At 49.3% G+C, this 15,546-nt stretch carries 15 protein-coding genes; 11 read left to right on the forward strand and 4 right to left on the reverse strand.

Going from position 1 to position 15,546, the window contains the following annotated elements; translation table 11 throughout:
- The first annotated feature begins 6 nt into the window (after positions 1-6).
- The 9 genes from atpG (at position 7) to F463_RS0111365 (ending at position 10,708) form a co-directional block, all read left to right on the forward strand.
- Positions 7-876 carry a F0F1 ATP synthase subunit gamma gene (gene atpG / locus F463_RS0111325; protein WP_018987208.1) on the forward strand — a complete coding sequence of 290 codons (870 nt, stop codon included), beginning with the start codon at positions 7-9 and terminating at the stop codon, positions 874-876.
- Between the two features lie 68 nt (positions 877-944).
- Positions 945-2,381 carry a F0F1 ATP synthase subunit beta gene (gene atpD, locus F463_RS0111330; protein ID WP_018987209.1) on the forward strand — a complete coding sequence of 479 codons (1,437 nt, stop codon included), beginning with the start codon at positions 945-947 and terminating at the stop codon, positions 2,379-2,381.
- 74 nt (positions 2,382-2,455) lie between these two features.
- On the forward strand, positions 2,456-2,881 hold the full coding sequence (locus F463_RS0111335; RefSeq protein ID WP_018987210.1) for a F0F1 ATP synthase subunit epsilon: 426 nt from the start codon (positions 2,456-2,458) through the stop codon (positions 2,879-2,881).
- Positions 2,882-2,976: 95 nt separating this feature from the next.
- Positions 2,977-4,347: a bifunctional UDP-N-acetylglucosamine diphosphorylase/glucosamine-1-phosphate N-acetyltransferase GlmU gene (gene glmU / locus F463_RS0111340; protein ID WP_018987211.1), complete on the forward strand. Its 1,371-nt coding sequence runs from the start codon at positions 2,977-2,979 to the stop codon at positions 4,345-4,347.
- Between the two features lie 4 nt (positions 4,348-4,351).
- On the forward strand, positions 4,352-6,187 hold the full coding sequence (glmS, locus tag F463_RS0111345; protein WP_018987212.1) for a glutamine--fructose-6-phosphate transaminase (isomerizing): 1,836 nt from the start codon (positions 4,352-4,354) through the stop codon (positions 6,185-6,187).
- A gap of 102 nt (positions 6,188-6,289) precedes the next feature.
- Entirely contained in the window at positions 6,290-7,510 is a 1,221-nt protein-coding gene (locus F463_RS0111350) for an EAL and HDOD domain-containing protein (protein ID WP_018987213.1), read from the forward strand.
- 115 nt (positions 7,511-7,625) lie between these two features.
- A complete protein-coding gene (locus F463_RS0111355; RefSeq protein WP_018987214.1) occupies positions 7,626-8,087 on the forward strand; it encodes an Hsp20 family protein in 462 nt (153 codons plus the stop codon).
- Positions 8,088-8,209: 122 nt separating this feature from the next.
- Complete coding sequence (gene ettA, locus F463_RS0111360) at positions 8,210-9,874, forward strand: energy-dependent translational throttle protein EttA (RefSeq protein ID WP_018987215.1); 1,665 nt, start codon at positions 8,210-8,212, stop codon at positions 9,872-9,874.
- A 57-nt stretch (positions 9,875-9,931) separates the two neighbouring features.
- On the forward strand, positions 9,932-10,708 hold the full coding sequence (locus F463_RS0111365) for an arylamine N-acetyltransferase family protein (protein ID WP_026295537.1): 777 nt from the start codon (positions 9,932-9,934) through the stop codon (positions 10,706-10,708).
- A gap of 22 nt (positions 10,709-10,730) precedes the next feature.
- On the opposite strand, the gene F463_RS0111370 is transcribed toward F463_RS0111365, so the two are convergent.
- Complete coding sequence (locus tag F463_RS0111370) at positions 10,731-10,937, reverse strand: hypothetical protein (RefSeq protein ID WP_018987217.1); 207 nt, start codon at positions 10,935-10,937, stop codon at positions 10,731-10,733.
- A 113-nt stretch (positions 10,938-11,050) separates the two neighbouring features.
- On the reverse strand, positions 11,051-11,881 hold the full coding sequence (locus tag F463_RS0111375) for an SDR family oxidoreductase (protein WP_018987218.1): 831 nt from the start codon (positions 11,879-11,881) through the stop codon (positions 11,051-11,053).
- Between the two features lie 59 nt (positions 11,882-11,940).
- Between F463_RS0111375 and F463_RS0111380 the strand changes: the two genes are divergently transcribed.
- Together F463_RS0111380 and F463_RS0111385 are read left to right on the forward strand one after the other, a co-directional pair.
- On the forward strand, positions 11,941-12,315 hold the full coding sequence (locus F463_RS0111380) for a DUF6394 family protein (protein ID WP_018987219.1): 375 nt from the start codon (positions 11,941-11,943) through the stop codon (positions 12,313-12,315).
- A gap of 21 nt (positions 12,316-12,336) precedes the next feature.
- Positions 12,337-14,028 carry a potassium channel family protein gene (locus F463_RS0111385; protein ID WP_018987220.1) on the forward strand — a complete coding sequence of 564 codons (1,692 nt, stop codon included), beginning with the start codon at positions 12,337-12,339 and terminating at the stop codon, positions 14,026-14,028.
- A 38-nt stretch (positions 14,029-14,066) separates the two neighbouring features.
- Here the strand turns inward: F463_RS0111385 and F463_RS0111390 are convergent, their stop codons facing one another.
- Positions 14,067-14,711 (reverse strand): thiol:disulfide interchange protein DsbA/DsbL, encoded by a 645-nt coding sequence (locus F463_RS0111390; protein ID WP_018987221.1) that lies wholly within the window; start codon positions 14,709-14,711, stop codon positions 14,067-14,069.
- Positions 14,712-14,924: 213 nt separating this feature from the next.
- On the reverse strand, positions 14,925-15,515 hold the full coding sequence (locus F463_RS0111395; RefSeq protein WP_018987222.1) for an SPOR domain-containing protein: 591 nt from the start codon (positions 15,513-15,515) through the stop codon (positions 14,925-14,927).
- Positions 15,516-15,546: the final 31 nt, after the last annotated feature.

Below are 15,546 nucleotides of genomic sequence, written 5' to 3' on the forward strand. Positions count from 1 at the left end.
CCTAATATGGCAGGTAGTAAAGAGATTAGAACCAAGATCAAGAGTGTAGAAAATACACGCAAGATCACTAAGGCGATGGAGATGGTAGCCGCTTCTAAAATGCGCAAGGCGCAGGACAGAATGCGCGCTTCCCGTCCTTATGCGGAAAAGATCCGTAACGTGGCGGCCCACCTCTCTTTTGCACAATCCGAGTATAGGCATCCGTTTTTGATTAAACGCGACGCCGTGAAAAATGTGGGCCTGATTGTGGTCAGCTCAGATAAAGGCTTGTGCGGAGGTTTGAATACCAACGTGCTGCGTTTGTCTGTCAACCAGATGAAAACCTGGGAAGCTGAAGGCAAAGGCATCAGCGTCAGCGCCATCGGTAACAAAGGCTACGGCTTTATGAACCGTGTCGGTGCGCAGGTGAAATCTCACATCACAGGTTTGGGCGATACACCGCATCTGGAAAAACTGATCGGTACCATCAAGGTCATGTTGGATGCGTACATTGCCGGTGAAATTGATCAGCTTTACATCTGCTATACCAAATTCATCAACACCATGAAGCAGGAACCGACCATGCAGCAACTGCTGCCATTGTCAGGTGAGCAACTGGGCAGCCCGAGCGGCCATTGGGATTACATCTATGAGCCTGAAGCCAAACCAGTGGTGGACGAGTTGATGGTGCGTTACATCGAGTCCCTGATTTATAACGCGGTGGCTGAAAATATGGCGTCCGAGCAATCTGCCCGGATGGTGGCGATGAAGTCAGCATCCGACAACGCGAAGAGCGTCATTGGCGAACTGAAACTGGTTTACAACAAGGCCCGTCAGGCTGCGATTACCAAAGAGATTTCAGAAATCGTCGGCGGGGCGGCAGCGGTTTCGTCCTAAGGCGTCCGTTTTAAGTCGTGTAGTGAAAGAATTCAATTAGATCTGACTCATACAGTTAGGAAAAGAAAATGGCAAAGGCAAATCAAGCAGTAACAGGTAAAGTAGTGCAGTGTATCGGCGCTGTGGTTGACGTGGAATTTCCACGTGATCAAATGCCTAAAGTATTCGATGCATTGATCATTGATGACAAAAACTCCAGCGCAGAAGCTGGTTTGACACTGGAAGTGCAACAACAGCTGGGTGATGGCGTGGTGCGTACCATTGCCATGGGTTCCTCTGACGGTTTGGCACGCGGTACAGCATTCAAAAACACTGGCGCGGCGATTTCTGTGCCAGTTGGTGAAGGCACCTTGGGTCGTATCATGGACGTATTGGGCCGCCCAATTGACGAAGTCGGTCCTATCGACTCCAAAGAATTCCGTTCTATCCACCAGAAAGCACCGTCATTCGAAGAGCTGTCCCCTTCTGTTGATCTGTTAGAAACAGGCATCAAGGTGATTGACCTGGTTTGTCCATTTGCTAAAGGCGGTAAAGTGGGTCTGTTCGGTGGTGCGGGTGTAGGTAAAACCGTGAACATGCTGGAACTGATTAACAACATTGCTAAACAACACTCTGGTTTGTCCGTATTTGCCGGTGTAGGTGAGCGTACCCGTGAAGGTAACGACTTCTACCACGAGATGGCAGAAGCTGGTGTGATCAAGCTGGACAACATGAAAGAATCCAAAGTGGCGATGGTGTTCGGTCAGATGAACGAGCCTCCTGGTAACCGTTTGCGCGTCGCGTTGTCTGGTTTGACCATGGCTGAAAAATTCCGTGACGAAGGCCGTGACGTGCTGTTCTTCGTAGACAACATTTACCGTTACACATTGGCAGGTACTGAGGTTTCTGCGTTGCTGGGCCGTATGCCATCTGCGGTAGGTTACCAACCTACCCTGGCTGATGAAATGGGCCGTCTGCAAGAGCGTATTACTTCAACCAAAGTTGGTTCTATTACATCTATCCAGGCCGTTTACGTACCTGCGGATGACTTGACTGACCCATCTCCAGCGACCACGTTCCAGCATTTGGACTCTACCGTTGTGTTGTCACGTGACATCGCTTCCCTGGGTATCTACCCAGCGGTTGACCCGCTGGATTCAACCTCACGTCAGCTGGACCCACAAATCGTGGGTGAAGAGCACTACTCAGTTGCCCGTTCAGTGCAACAAACACTGCAACGCTACAAAGAACTGCGTGACATTATCGCGATTCTGGGTATGGACGAACTGTCTCCAGAAGACAAACTGGTCGTAGGCCGTGCACGTAAGATCCAACGTTTCCTGTCCCAGCCTTTCCACGTGGCCGAAGTGTTTACCGGTGCACCTGGTAAATACGTACCACTGAAAGAAACCATCAAAGGCTTTAAAGCCATTGTTGCTGGTGAATATGACCACCTGCCAGAGCAAGCTTTCTACATGGTAGGCGGCATTGAAGAGGCTGTTGAAAAGGCTAAAACACTGAACTAATCATTGTGAGCGCAAGCAGGTGCTTGGCGCCTGCCCGTTTAACAAATTTTCAGTGATATAGAAAAGAGAACATTATGGCAAATACTGTGCATATTGATGTTGTGAGTGCCGAAGAGTCCATCTTCTCTGGTGAAGCAGAGTTTGTGGTTGCACCGGCTGGCGCAGGTGAAGTCGGTATCTATCCACACCACGCACCACTGATTACGACCATCAAGCCAGGTGCATTGCGTATCAAACAGACAGCTGAAAAAGAAGAAACCGTGATTTATATTTCCGGTGGCATGCTGGAAGTTCAGCCAGGTCTGGTGACCGTGTTGGCAGATACTGCAATTCGTGGCCAGGATCTGGATGAAGCAAAAGCGATTGCAGCAAAAGAAGCGGCTGAAGAAGCACTGAAAAATCGTAGTGCTGAGATTGACTATGCTAAAGCCCAGGCTGAGCTGGCTGAAGCGGTGGCACAAATCCAGGCTATTCAGAAATTGCGCAAATCTGTGCACTAAGCAACAAACAAAACAAGGCGGCAGGCGGCTCTTTAGCCGCCTTTTTTGTTTCCATGCTAAAGCACCGCTTTTTGTTTCTGGGATAAAATAACGGCATGAGTGATTTGAACATTGTAATTCTCGCGGCGGGCAAGGGCACCCGCATGCGATCAGACTTGCCTAAAGTGCTGCATGCAGTAGGTGGCAAGCCCATTTTGCATCATGTGATTACTGCAGCGCGACAATTGAATCCAAGAACCATCACTGTCGTTTATGGGTTTGGCGGCGAGCAGGTTCAACAACAGACGCCAGGCGACGACTTGCAATGGGTCTTGCAATCGGAGCAATTAGGCACAGGGCATGCAGTACAACAAGCCCTGCCCTACTTACCTGATCAAGGCAAAACACTCATTCTATTAGGCGATGTGCCATTGGTGGATGTCGCGGCCTGTCGCGATATGCTGGCACAAGCCGATCAGCATTTAGTAGTGCAAACCTTTATCAAAGATGATCCGACCGGTTATGGTCGTATTGTGCGTAATGATCATCATGAAGTGCTCGCCATCGTTGAACACAAAGATGCCACTGACGCGCAGCGTGCATTAAAAGAGGTGAATACCGGCATCATGGCCATGCCGAATGCGCAGCTGAAATCATGGTTGGGCAAGATTACCAACCACAATGCGCAACAGGAATACTATTTAACCGATATCATTGCCCTATCAGTCAATGAAGGCCGTGCTGTATTACCGCATGTAGTAGCAGATGCCTGGTCAGTGACGGGCATTAACTCCAAGCTCGATTTACAATTGATTGAACGTGAGTATCAACACCGCCAGGCAACAGCATTAATGGCAGAAGGTGTGACTGTGCTTGATGCGCATCGTATTGATATTCGCGGTGAGTTAAATTGCGGCCGCGATGTATTGATTGATGTAAATTGCGTGTTTGAAGGCCAGGTCACCCTGGAAGATGGCGTAGAAATTGGCCCTCACTGTGTAATAAAAAATGCAGTGATCGCCAAGAATACAAAATTGGCGGCATTTACGCATATTGATGATGCTTGCATAGGCGAAAATAGTAAAATCGGACCGTTCGCACGCTTGCGGCCAGGCACAACGCTGGCGGCAGAAACACATGTTGGAAACTTTGTGGAAATAAAAAATGCGACGGTAGGTGTTGGTAGCAAGGTTAATCATTTGACCTATGTCGGCGACGCCAGTGTAGGGGCTAATGTGAATATTGGTGCGGGCACCATCACCTGTAATTATGATGGTGCAAACAAACATAAAACCATTATCGAAGATGATGTATTTGTCGGCTCGGATACGCAGTTAGTCGCACCGGTGACTGTGGGGCGCGGCGCCACCATTGCTGCAGGGTCCACCATTACCAAAGATGTACCAGCAGATTCATTAACGTTATGCCGTGCACGCGAGCAACGGTCAATTCAGGGATGGAAACGTCCACAAAAGGTGAAAAAATAAGCGTATGTGTGGCATCGTCGGTGCGGTTTCAAACAGAAATATCGTTCCACTACTGATTGAAGGGTTAAGCCGACTCGAATATCGTGGCTATGACTCAGCGGGCATTGCGATTCTCAATCAAGCGATTGAGCGTGTGCGTGCGGTCGGCCGTGTTTCAGAGTTACAGCAAAAAGCGCAAAGCATGTATAGCCAGATTGGCATCGGCCACACGCGCTGGGCTACCCATGGTGGCGTCACCGAACAAAATGCGCACCCACATGTTTCTCCAGCCCAAGATCATGCACAGATTGCGGTTGTACATAACGGGATTATCGAAAACCATGACGAACAACGTGATCGCTTGAAAGGCTTGGGTTACGAGTTTTATTCGCAAACCGACACCGAGGTGATTGCCCACCTTGTCCATTACTATTACCAGCAAAGCCAGGATTTGTTGATTGCCGTCAAACAGGCCATTACTGAGTTGACAGGTGCGTACGCCATCAGCGTGATTGCGCTGGATAATCCACAGCAGATGGTGGTTGCCAGGCTCGGTTGTCCCTTGTTGATTGGCCTGGGAGAAGGTGAAAATTTTGTTGCCTCAGATGTGTCTGCCGTTTTATCTGCAACACGCAAAGTCATTTACCTCGAAGATGGCGATGTGGCGACCTTGCAAACAGATACTGTCGTCATTATCGACAAGCAGGGCGAGATCGTGCAACGCAAGGTGCATATGAGTGATGTGTCATTGGCCTCGCTGGAGCTGGGCCCATACAGTCATTTCATGCAAAAGGAAATTCACGAACAGCCACGTGCCATCAGCGACACGATAGAAGCCCTGATAGATGATGGCGAATTCCGTAGCGAGTTGTTTGGTGAGACAGCAGCCGATATTTTCAAAGAGATTGATAGCGTGCTGATCCTGGCGGCTGGAACCAGCTATTACGCAGGACTCACCGCGAAATATTGGTTAGAGAGCATCGCCAAAATCCCAACCTCAGTCGAAATCGCCAGCGAATACCGTTACCGGGAATCAGTGCCTAACCCCAAGCAATTGATTGTGACTATTTCACAGTCTGGTGAAACGCTGGATACCATGGAAGCCCTTAAACATGCGCAGAAACTGGGGCATGTGCATAGCCTGGCGATCTGTAATGTGCAGGAAAGCGCGATTCCGCGCGCGTCTTCGCTCATTTTCTATACACGTGCCGGCGCAGAGATTGGGGTGGCGAGTACCAAGGCTTTTACTACCCAGTTGATCGCCTTATTCGTGCTAGCGGTGACCTTAAGCAAGGCACGCGGATTGCTGAGCCAAGCGCAAGAGCAGCAATATCTGGCTGATTTGCGCCAACTGACAGGCAGTGTGCAAATTGCCTTAAACTTGGAGCCGCAAATCCGTGAATGGGCTGCGCGATTTGGGGACAAAGAACATGCGCTGTTCCTGGGCCGGGGCATACACTTCCCAATCGCGATGGAAGGCGCGCTCAAGCTCAAGGAAATTTCCTACATCCATGCTGAAGCCTATCCGGCAGGAGAGCTCAAGCATGGTCCGTTAGCATTGGTCGACAGTAATATGCCTGTCGTGGTGATCGCACCTAATGATGCCCTGCTGGAGAAAGTCAAATCCAATATGCAGGAGGTGAAGGCGCGTGGCGGTGAGTTGTTTGTATTTGCCGATGCTGATAGCCACTTTAATGCTTCGGAAGGTGTGCATGTCATCCGTACCCCAAGACATGTCGGTGTGCTCTCACCCATTTTGCATGTCATTCCGGTACAGTTACTGGCTTATCATGCCGCCTTGCTTAAAGGCACGGATGTGGACAAACCACGAAACCTGGCCAAGAGCGTAACTGTAGAATAAGCCATAAATGGCTGAAAAAGCCTGGTGATTCGAGGCCTTTTTACAATAAAAAAATAATCAATTTCCCTTATACTGATACCGGTGCTCATCAGGAAGGTAGCCATGTCCACGTCACAACACAGTTTTATTGGTCGTCAGCCGATTGTTAACAGTCAGCAAGAAATTATTGGCTACGAATTTTTCTTCAAAAATGAGGCTACTGATAGTCATACGCCATTTGAAGAGGATATCCAGACCTGTGCAAAAATTCTCTCTACCACAATCGATGAAATGCATGAAAGCTGGCTGCTCGGGCAGCAACTGGCGTTTATCAGTGTGGATAATGTTATGCTAAACAGTGAGTTTCTAGAGTTAATGCCCGCAGAAAAAACGGTGCTGGAAATCGTGCATACCGTAGAAGTCACCCCTGAAGCAGTGGCCCGTTGCATCGCACTCAAACAAAGCAAATTCAAGCTCGCGCTGGACAACCCGCAACAGTACCCGCAGCTAGAAGCATTGATTCCCTATGCAGATTACGTGAAGCTCGATATGCGTGATATGGATCCAACGCAAGCAAAGCTGCTACTGCAAAAGTATCAAACCTCTGCTTGCAAAGCGATTGCAGAAAAAGTAGAAAAAAATGCCCAGTTCAATAGTCTGCTCGAAGCGGGTTATCAACAGTTTCAAGGCTATTTTTACGCCAAACCTGAGAATTTCACCAGCAAAGTGATCAACCCCAGCTTTGACGGCGTGCTGCATCTGCTAAATCTTGTGAGTCAGGAAGCAGATAATAAAACGATAGAAAATGGCTTTAAACGCGACACGACCTTGAGTTATAAGCTGCTGCGTTACATTAACTCGGTGGGTTTCGGCTTGTCATGTGAAGTGCAGTCGATTGGGCATGCCTTGACCATTCTGGGCCGTAACCAGCTGTATCGCTGGCTGACATTACTGATGGTCACCGCAGGCAACAATAGTAGCTCCCCTGCCCTCATGAAAACCTCCATTACGCGCGGCCGCTTGACCGAGCTGCTGGGAGAGCCATTTTTTGATAAACGTGACCGCGATAATTTGTTTGTTGTAGGTGTGTTTTCATTGCTCGACGTCATGCTCAAGGTGCCTATGGACCAGGCGCTGGAAAAGCTGCAGCTTCCAGAACCGATTGTCGAAGCATTGACCAAACGCGAAGGTATTTTCGGCCCGTTTCTCAAGCTCACCGAAGCTTGTGAAGATGCTAACAATGCTGAAATCCTGCAATTGGCAGCCTTGCTCCACTTGAATCAGGAAAAAGTAAACCAGTGCCATATGGAGGCCTTAGCCTGGACTGAAGCATTAGGCATTTAAAACGCAAAAAGGACTCTTGAAAAAATATAGCGAATTCCCATATTGAAAATACAGATGCTTGCAGTTCGAGGTCTGTCAATCATGTTAATCGCTTAATTTTTGAAAGGATCAACGTATGCGTTATGACTTAACCCCTTTTTATAGAACCGCCATTGGTTTTGACCGTTTGGCCAAGCTGCTGAATGAAAGCCAACGCAGCGAAAACGATATCAGCTATCCTCCTTATAACATCGAACTGGTTGACGAGAATGCCTATAAAATCGTCATGGCTGTGGCTGGTTTCCAGCAGGATGAGTTAGAGATTGAAACCGAACACCAGGCATTGCGAGTCACCGGCCGCAAAGCAAAAAAAGAAAAGGAAACCACCTTTTTGCACCGTGGCATCGCCACACGTGATTTTGAACACAAATTCCAATTGGCAGACCATGTGAAAGTCACCGGTGCCAATCTCGAGAATGGTTTGCTTACTATTGCCTTATTGCGCGAAGTGCCAGAAGCACTGAAGCCACGCAAAATCCAGATCGGTACCCAAGCCGGGGCAAACACTACCTTGATTGAACAGAAAGCGGCGGCTTAATTGCCTCGCAACCAAAAAAGGGCCGCAAGGCCCTTTTTTCATGACCAGCATTTTCTCTGCAAGCGGATTCTCTCAACGCGTATTAAAATACACGTTTTCAATCACAATTCTCGGAATTCTTCATGGCGCAATATGTGATGTCCATGCTCCGCGTGAGCAAAATCGTGCCGCCCAAGCGGCAAATCATCAAAAACATTTCCCTGTCATTTTTCCCGGGTGCCAAAATTGGCCTGCTCGGCCTCAATGGTTCAGGTAAGTCCACCGTGCTCCGCATCATGGCGGGTGCTGACAAAGAATACGAGGGCGAAGTACAGTGGCAGCCCAATTTGTCCATAGGCTACCTGCCGCAAGAACCACAGCTGGATCCCGATAAAACCGTGCGCCAGGAAGTGGAAGCTGGCTTGGGCGCGATTATGGAAGCCAAGCAAAAGCTGGAAGAAATATACGCGGCGTATGCCGAACCAGATGCCGACTTTGACAAGCTGGCTGAAGAACAGGCCAAATACGAGAACATTCTGGCAGCCAGCGGCAGTGATGTGGAACAGCAGCTGGAAATTGCTGCTGACGCATTGCGCTTGCCACCCTGGGATGCCTTGATCGGGCCTCTGTCCGGCGGTGAAAAGCGCCGTGTGGCTTTGTGTAAATTGTTGCTGTCCAAACCGGATATGCTGTTGCTGGACGAGCCAACCAACCACCTGGATGCCGAATCTGTCGAATGGCTGGAGCAGTTCCTGGTGCGCTTCCCGGGCACCGTGGTAGCGGTAACGCACGACCGCTACTTCCTCGATAATGCCGCCGAATGGATCCTGGAACTGGACCGTGGTGAAGGTATTCCGTGGAAAGGCAATTACTCTAGCTGGCTGGAGCAAAAAGAAGATCGCCTGGCGCTGGAGCAGAAACAGGAAGATGCCCACCGCAAAGCCATGAAGCAAGAGCTGGAATGGGTGCGCCAAGGTGCGAAAGCCCGCCAGAGCAAGAGCAAGGCCAGGTTGGCCCGTTATGAAGAGATGTCCAGCGTGGAATACCAGCGCCGTAACGAAACCCAGGAGATTTTTATTCCACCGGGCGACCGTTTGGGTAACCAGGTCATTGAGTTCAACAATGTCTCCAAAGGGTTTGGTGACCGCCTGCTAATCGATAACCTGTCATTCAGTATCCCACCCGGCGCCATCGTCGGTGTCATTGGCCCTAACGGTGCCGGTAAATCGACGCTGTTCCGCATGTTGCAAGGTAAAGAGCAGCCAGACAGCGGTGAAATCATCACCGGCCCTACCGTCAAGCTGGCTGCGGTAGACCAGACCCGTGACGGTCTGGATAACGATAAAACCGTATTCGAAGCGATTTCCGGTGGGCTGGATGTACTCAGCGTGGGTAAGTTTGAAATGCCTAGCCGTGCCTATATTGGCCGCTTTAACTTTAAGGGCGGCGACCAGCAGAAAATTGTTGGCCAGCTCTCAGGCGGTGAACGGGGACGTTTACATTTGGCCAAGACCCTGATTTCTGGCGCGAACGTCTTGCTGCTGGATGAGCCGTCCAACGATCTCGATGTGGAAACCCTGCGAGCGCTTGAAGATGCCTTGCTGGAGTTTTCCGGCTGTGTGTTAGTGACTTCGCATGACCGCTGGTTCCTTGACCGGATCGCCACGCATATCCTTGCAGCTGAGGGCGATTCACAATGGACGTTTTTTAACGGTAATTACCAGGAATACGAGGCGGACAAAAAGAAACGCCTGGGTGAAGAAGGTGCCAAGCCCAAGCGTATCCGGTACAAACCAATTGCCCGCTAAGAGACAAAGCCCGCTCATTAGAGTGGGCTTTTTTACTTTGAAAAAGAGATGAGCGACATGCAAGCTGACAACTTTAACCTGCAAGATTACTTCGCCCGTATTGGCTATCAGGGCCAGCCATCGGCAGATATTGCCACGCTCAACGCGTTGATGCGCTGCCAGTTATTTAGCGTACCGTTCGAAAATCTGGATGTACAGGTAGGGAAAGTAGTTTCCATGGTGCCAGAGGAGATTGTTGAAAAGATCGTTTACCAGTGGCGTGGCGGATATTGCTACGAGGTCAATGGGGTGTTTGCCATGGCTTTGCAAGCCTTGGGCTTTGATTACCAGATGGTGGCGGCGAGGCCGATGTTTTACCCGGTACGGCGGCCAAAAACGCACATGGCCATTGTGGTCAATATTGGCCAACAAGCCTGGTTATGTGATCTGGGCTTTGGCAGCTACGGGTTACGTGCACCAATGTCACTGAGTATGCTGGATAAAGAAGTCATTCAGGATCACGATCGCTTTATGTTGACTACCACCGACTCAGGTTCCTTTGTACTTGAGGCCAAAGTGGAAGGAAATTGGCAACAGCAATTTGCCTTTGATTTGACCCCATGGGAATTTATAGATTTTTATCCGGCCAATTATATGAATTCCAAGCATCCGGAGTCTATTTTTGTGCAAAAGCTGTTGGTGGTATTACATACTCCCACCGGCAGGCATATTCTGTTTGGTAATACCCTGAAAACCATTACGGATGGCGTGGTAGAAAAACGAATCTTGTCAGCAGAAGAGCGTTCCGGTGCCCTCAAAACGGTGTTTGGCCTGACCATAGTCGACCAGGACTAGTGCCTGAATGATTTTGATGGAGTTATTGTTTGTTCACTAGCTTGCGTATCAGGCGATTGGCATTAATCGCTGCCAGCGTTGCACCAAACTCATAGTCATCAAAACGTGAGGCTTCAATATAAGGCAGGGCAATCAGTTTTCCATTGACCATACAAATGCGGCATTGATCTCGCCAGACTTCATGTATTTGTGGCTGCAGGGGGTGTTCGCCGGGGTGGGTATTGTCCATTACTTCTCAATAAAACAAGGTGGGTTTGTTTGATTATCTCCCACTGAAATATTGGCTCAATAGCCTGTTTGGGCTATTTGTCTTTTAAAGATGAAGTACAGCAGAATGCGTTATCAGTGATGATCGGGAAGCCTCGCTTTATGCGGTGCTTTTTTCATGATCCAGTCCCACACGCCGGCAGGTATCAAACGCATCAGGCGCGCTACGATACCCATTTGCCACGGAATAATGGTAAAACGCCGTTTGGCTGCAATGGCGCGTATTGCTTTATGGGAAAACACATCCGCATCCATTAAAAACGGCATGGGATAGGTATTGATAGCGGTCATGGGCGTGCGGATATAACCAGGTGCGATCGTGGTTACGTGGATGCCGTGTAGTTGCATTTCCACACGCAGGCTTTCCAGATAGGTGATAGCTGCGGCTTTGCTAGCACTGTAAGCCCCTGAACCAGGCAAGCCCCGGATGCCGGCGACGCTGGCAACGCCGACCACTTGCGCTTGTTTCCCTTGCGCTGCAGCTTTTTTCATGGCCGTCAAAAAGGGCTGGAAGGTGTGCACTAAGCCCATCACATTGGTATCAAAGACCGCCTGAAAAGCCTGTATATCTTCTGACAACTCGGTCAATGTGCCGCGGCTAACGCCTGCATTTCCGATAACGATGTGCGGGCAACCCACATGGTTTAAAAAGTGGGCTGCCATAGACTGCATGGCAGGGGCATCGCGCACATCTACGCTATATACAACACAATGGCTTTGGTAGCTGGTATGTAAATGGTCGGCCAGCGCCTGTAAGGCGGAGGCATTTCTACCACATAAACCGAGCTGCAGAGTTGCGCAGTATTGTTTGGCGTAGGCGGTTGCCATGGCGCTGCCCAGGCCGCTGGAGGCGCCGGTAATCAATACACGTAACGGGCTGGCAGAGGTTTGTGTCATAAAAAACATCAGGGTAAACGATTTTTAATCAGGTAGAATGCCATAAAACCAATACGGGGGGAAACCTAATGAATCTGGAAAAGGTGATCTTTGGCTTTTTTATTATTTTGGCCATGACGCTCAACTTCGGTTTTTTTGTCGGTGAAATTGATAATCCGCAACACCATTTGCACTATGAGTTATATATTGCCATTGTGGTGAACCTGATCGCTACGGTTTTGAAGTTTGGTGACCGTACGCAAATCGGCGCCATTCACCTCGCTACCAGTCTGGTGGCAGATTTGCAGTTGATTACTGCCGCAATCATCTGGATAGTAGCAGGCAGCAAAGGCACAAGTCCTGAAGTGATTGTAGGGATCGTTTCCCTGTCTGGCGGGGCTTTTCTGGCCAATATCACCTCGGTCATCATCCTGATCTACGAAACTGTGACCTTACGTCGTTAAGGTAGGTCGAGACCAGCACTCATGAGTCTCAACCAGATTATCTTTCTGATTCTGCGGCGTATGCGTGCGCCGCTGTTGATGGTCATCATCAGCTATGCGATTGCACTGATCGGTTTTGTGTTGATCCCGGGCGTGGATGATCACGGGCGCCCTTACCATCTGAGTTTTTTTGATGGTTTTTATATCCTGAGTTATACCGCCACCACGATAGGCTTTGGAGAGGTGCCCTACCCGTTCACCATTCATCAGCGTTTGTGGATGACATTCTCCATCTACATGACCGTGATTTCCTGGTTTTATGCCATCGGGGCCATTATTGCGCTATTTCAGGAGTCAGCCTTAAAGCAAGCCCTGAAAACAGCGATCTTTCAGCGCGATGTACGTAACCTGATGGAGCCGTTCTACCTGATTTGCGGGTATGGTGAAACGGGCGGCGAGCTGGTACGTGCTCTGGATAGGAACGAGTTACGTGTCGTGGTGCTGGAGATTGCGCCAGAACGTATTAATGAACTGGAAATGACGGATTACCAGTTTAATATCCCGCACTTGTGTGCGGATGCCAAACTCTCAGAAGTGCTGCTGTTTGCCGGTATCAAAAACCCCATGTGCCGTGGCGTGGCTGCCCTGACAGATGACGATCATGCGAATTTAGCCATTTCAGTGGCTGTGAAACTGATCAAGCCGGATTTACCAGTATTGTCACGTGTGCAGGACGATGTTGTCGCTGCCAATATGGCCTCGTTTGGTACCAACCGCATCATCAATCCTTACCATATTTTTGGTGAACACCTGGCGATGCGACTCAATGCACTGGGGACTTATTTGTTGCACGAATGGCTAACCAGGGCGCCGGGTGATGCCATTGCCACACCTGCAGCGATTCCACAAGGGCATTGGATTGCCTGTGGTTATGGCCGTTTTGGCAAATCCGTCGTCAGCAGCCTGCAAAATGAAAATATGCAAGTGACCATCATTGAGGCTGATCCTGAAGGCACACAATGTGATGATTGTATTATCGGCAGCGGAGTGGAAGCGCATGTTTTGCAACAAGCCGGTGTAGAGCATGCGGTCGGGATTGTGGCTGGTACCGATAATGACATTAATAACCTGTCTATTGTCATGACTGCGCTGGAATTGAATCCGGATCTGTTTGTCATTATCCGCAAAAACAAACGGCACAATGACCCGTTGTTCCAGCACTTTAATGCGGATATTACTATGCAGCCAAGTGATGTCATTGCCCATACTTGTCTGGCGTATATGGTTTCGCCGATGCTGGCGGAATTTTTAACCATCGCCAGGCATAAAGGTAACCAATGGGCAAACGCAGTCATTGCACAGCTGGTGTCCAAGCTGGGCGAACAGGTGCCGGATACCTGGGATATCGCCATCGCAGATGAGATGGCGATTGCAGTGTGCGCAATGATGGAGCAAGGCTTGCAACCTGCACTCAAGCATTTGATGATGAGTCCTGCCGGGCAACAGCGCCGAGAAATGCCTGTCGTCCCATTGATGCTGGTCCGGGGCAATCAGGAGATGCTGTTACCAGAATTGTCCACGCCGTTGCAAATTGGTGACCGCATCCTGTGTTGCGGGTTAGACCAAGCCAAGTCTGTCCAGCGCTTTATCATGCATGATGTGAAAACCATGCATTATTTGGTCACTGGTACCGAAATGCCCGAGACCTGGATAGGCCGCTGGCTCAAGCAATAAAAAAGCCCTGCTCTTGCAGGGCTTTTTCTGTAGTGCGTTTACTTTTTCCCGGCCGCTTTGTCTTTACGCACATTCTGGATAATAAAATCTGCTGTTTGCAATGCAGCTTCGTTACCGCCGGCCATAGAGCTACCGGTGATGTATTTGCCATCAATAATCAGGGCGGGCACACCAGTAGCGCCTGAGGAGCGGAACACTTGCATCGCTTTGTTCATTTGCATATTGGTGGCGAATGATTTGAACGCTTTTTCGACCTTGATTTTATCCAGGCCGCCTTGTTTGGTCACCCAGTCAATCGCTGCGGCTTCATCCGCCGGATTCAGCGATTTAGCTTTGTGAATCGCATCAAATAACTGGCTATGCAATTTTTCCAGTACCCCTAATTCCTGCATGGCAAAATAAGCTTTTGCCATTGGCGCCCAGCTTGCGTTTGGTAAGGCTGGCATGCGTTTAAAGTACACATCGGCCGGTTGCTTCTTTACCCAGGCTTGTAATGGCTGTTCCATGTGGTAGCAATGCGGACAACCATACCAGAACAATTCCATGACCTCGATCTTGGCTGGTTGGTCAGTCGAAATTTGCTGCGCAACCTGGTCAAACTGTTCTCCCATTTGCGGGTCTGCCCAAGCTGTGCTCGCGGTGAAACCAGCCCACAGCATCAAACTCAACAACATATTTTTCATAAAGTCAGTTTCCTAGTTTTGTGGAAAGTAGTGATTTAACGTGGCAGCTGTCGATACGATGACAGCCTTAGGGCACTTCTATAAATTCAAATTCCGTCGCGATACTGCGTTGCTCATAAAAAAATTTCTCCTGACATATCAACTATATGCGGCGTCAAAATTTTTTACTCGCGCCTTGTCTGGCTTAGCAATTTGAATGTATAGAAGCGCCCCTTAGTGTGCTGATGACTCGATATTGACCTTGATCAGATTGGCCTGGAAGCCGTTGGTTTCCAGATCGTGGCTGATTTTGCTGATTTTTGCCAGATCATTCAAGGGGCCAATCCGCACACGGTGCATGGTGCCCTTGTTAGGGATTTCTGCAGTCTGTACAAAAGCCTCAAAACCAACTAGAGCCAACCTGGTTTTGAGGTTATTGGCGTCATCTTCCTTGGCAAAAGCACCGACCTGAATAAAGTAGCTTTCCTGCTTGATGGTCGGGTTCTTTTTCACCTGTTCTTCACTGATCTTGCTCTCGGTATCCGGCAATATGGTGTAAAAATCAAACTTGTTCGGGTCTTCAATGGCGGCATTCCCTGGCTTGACCTCTTCTTCAGTCACGGTGCTTTTAATGGGGATTTCCTGTGAGCCTTCGTCTTTTTTAAACGCACTGGAGAAAGGGCTGTGGTCGCCCTTGATGTAGATAATGAGCGCGACTGTCATGGCGACGCCCAGAAACAGGCCGACCAGTAGTCCGTTAAAAAAAGTGCTGCCGCTGCTTTTTGTTTTCGCTTTGGCTTGTGAGGGTTTGTAATCGCGGCTCATGTATTAATTTACCAATCAGTTCAGGCAGTCA

The organism is Methylophilus methylotrophus DSM 46235 = ATCC 53528, from assembly GCF_000378225.1.
Classification (GTDB): Bacteria; Pseudomonadota; Gammaproteobacteria; order Burkholderiales; family Methylophilaceae; genus Methylophilus; species Methylophilus methylotrophus.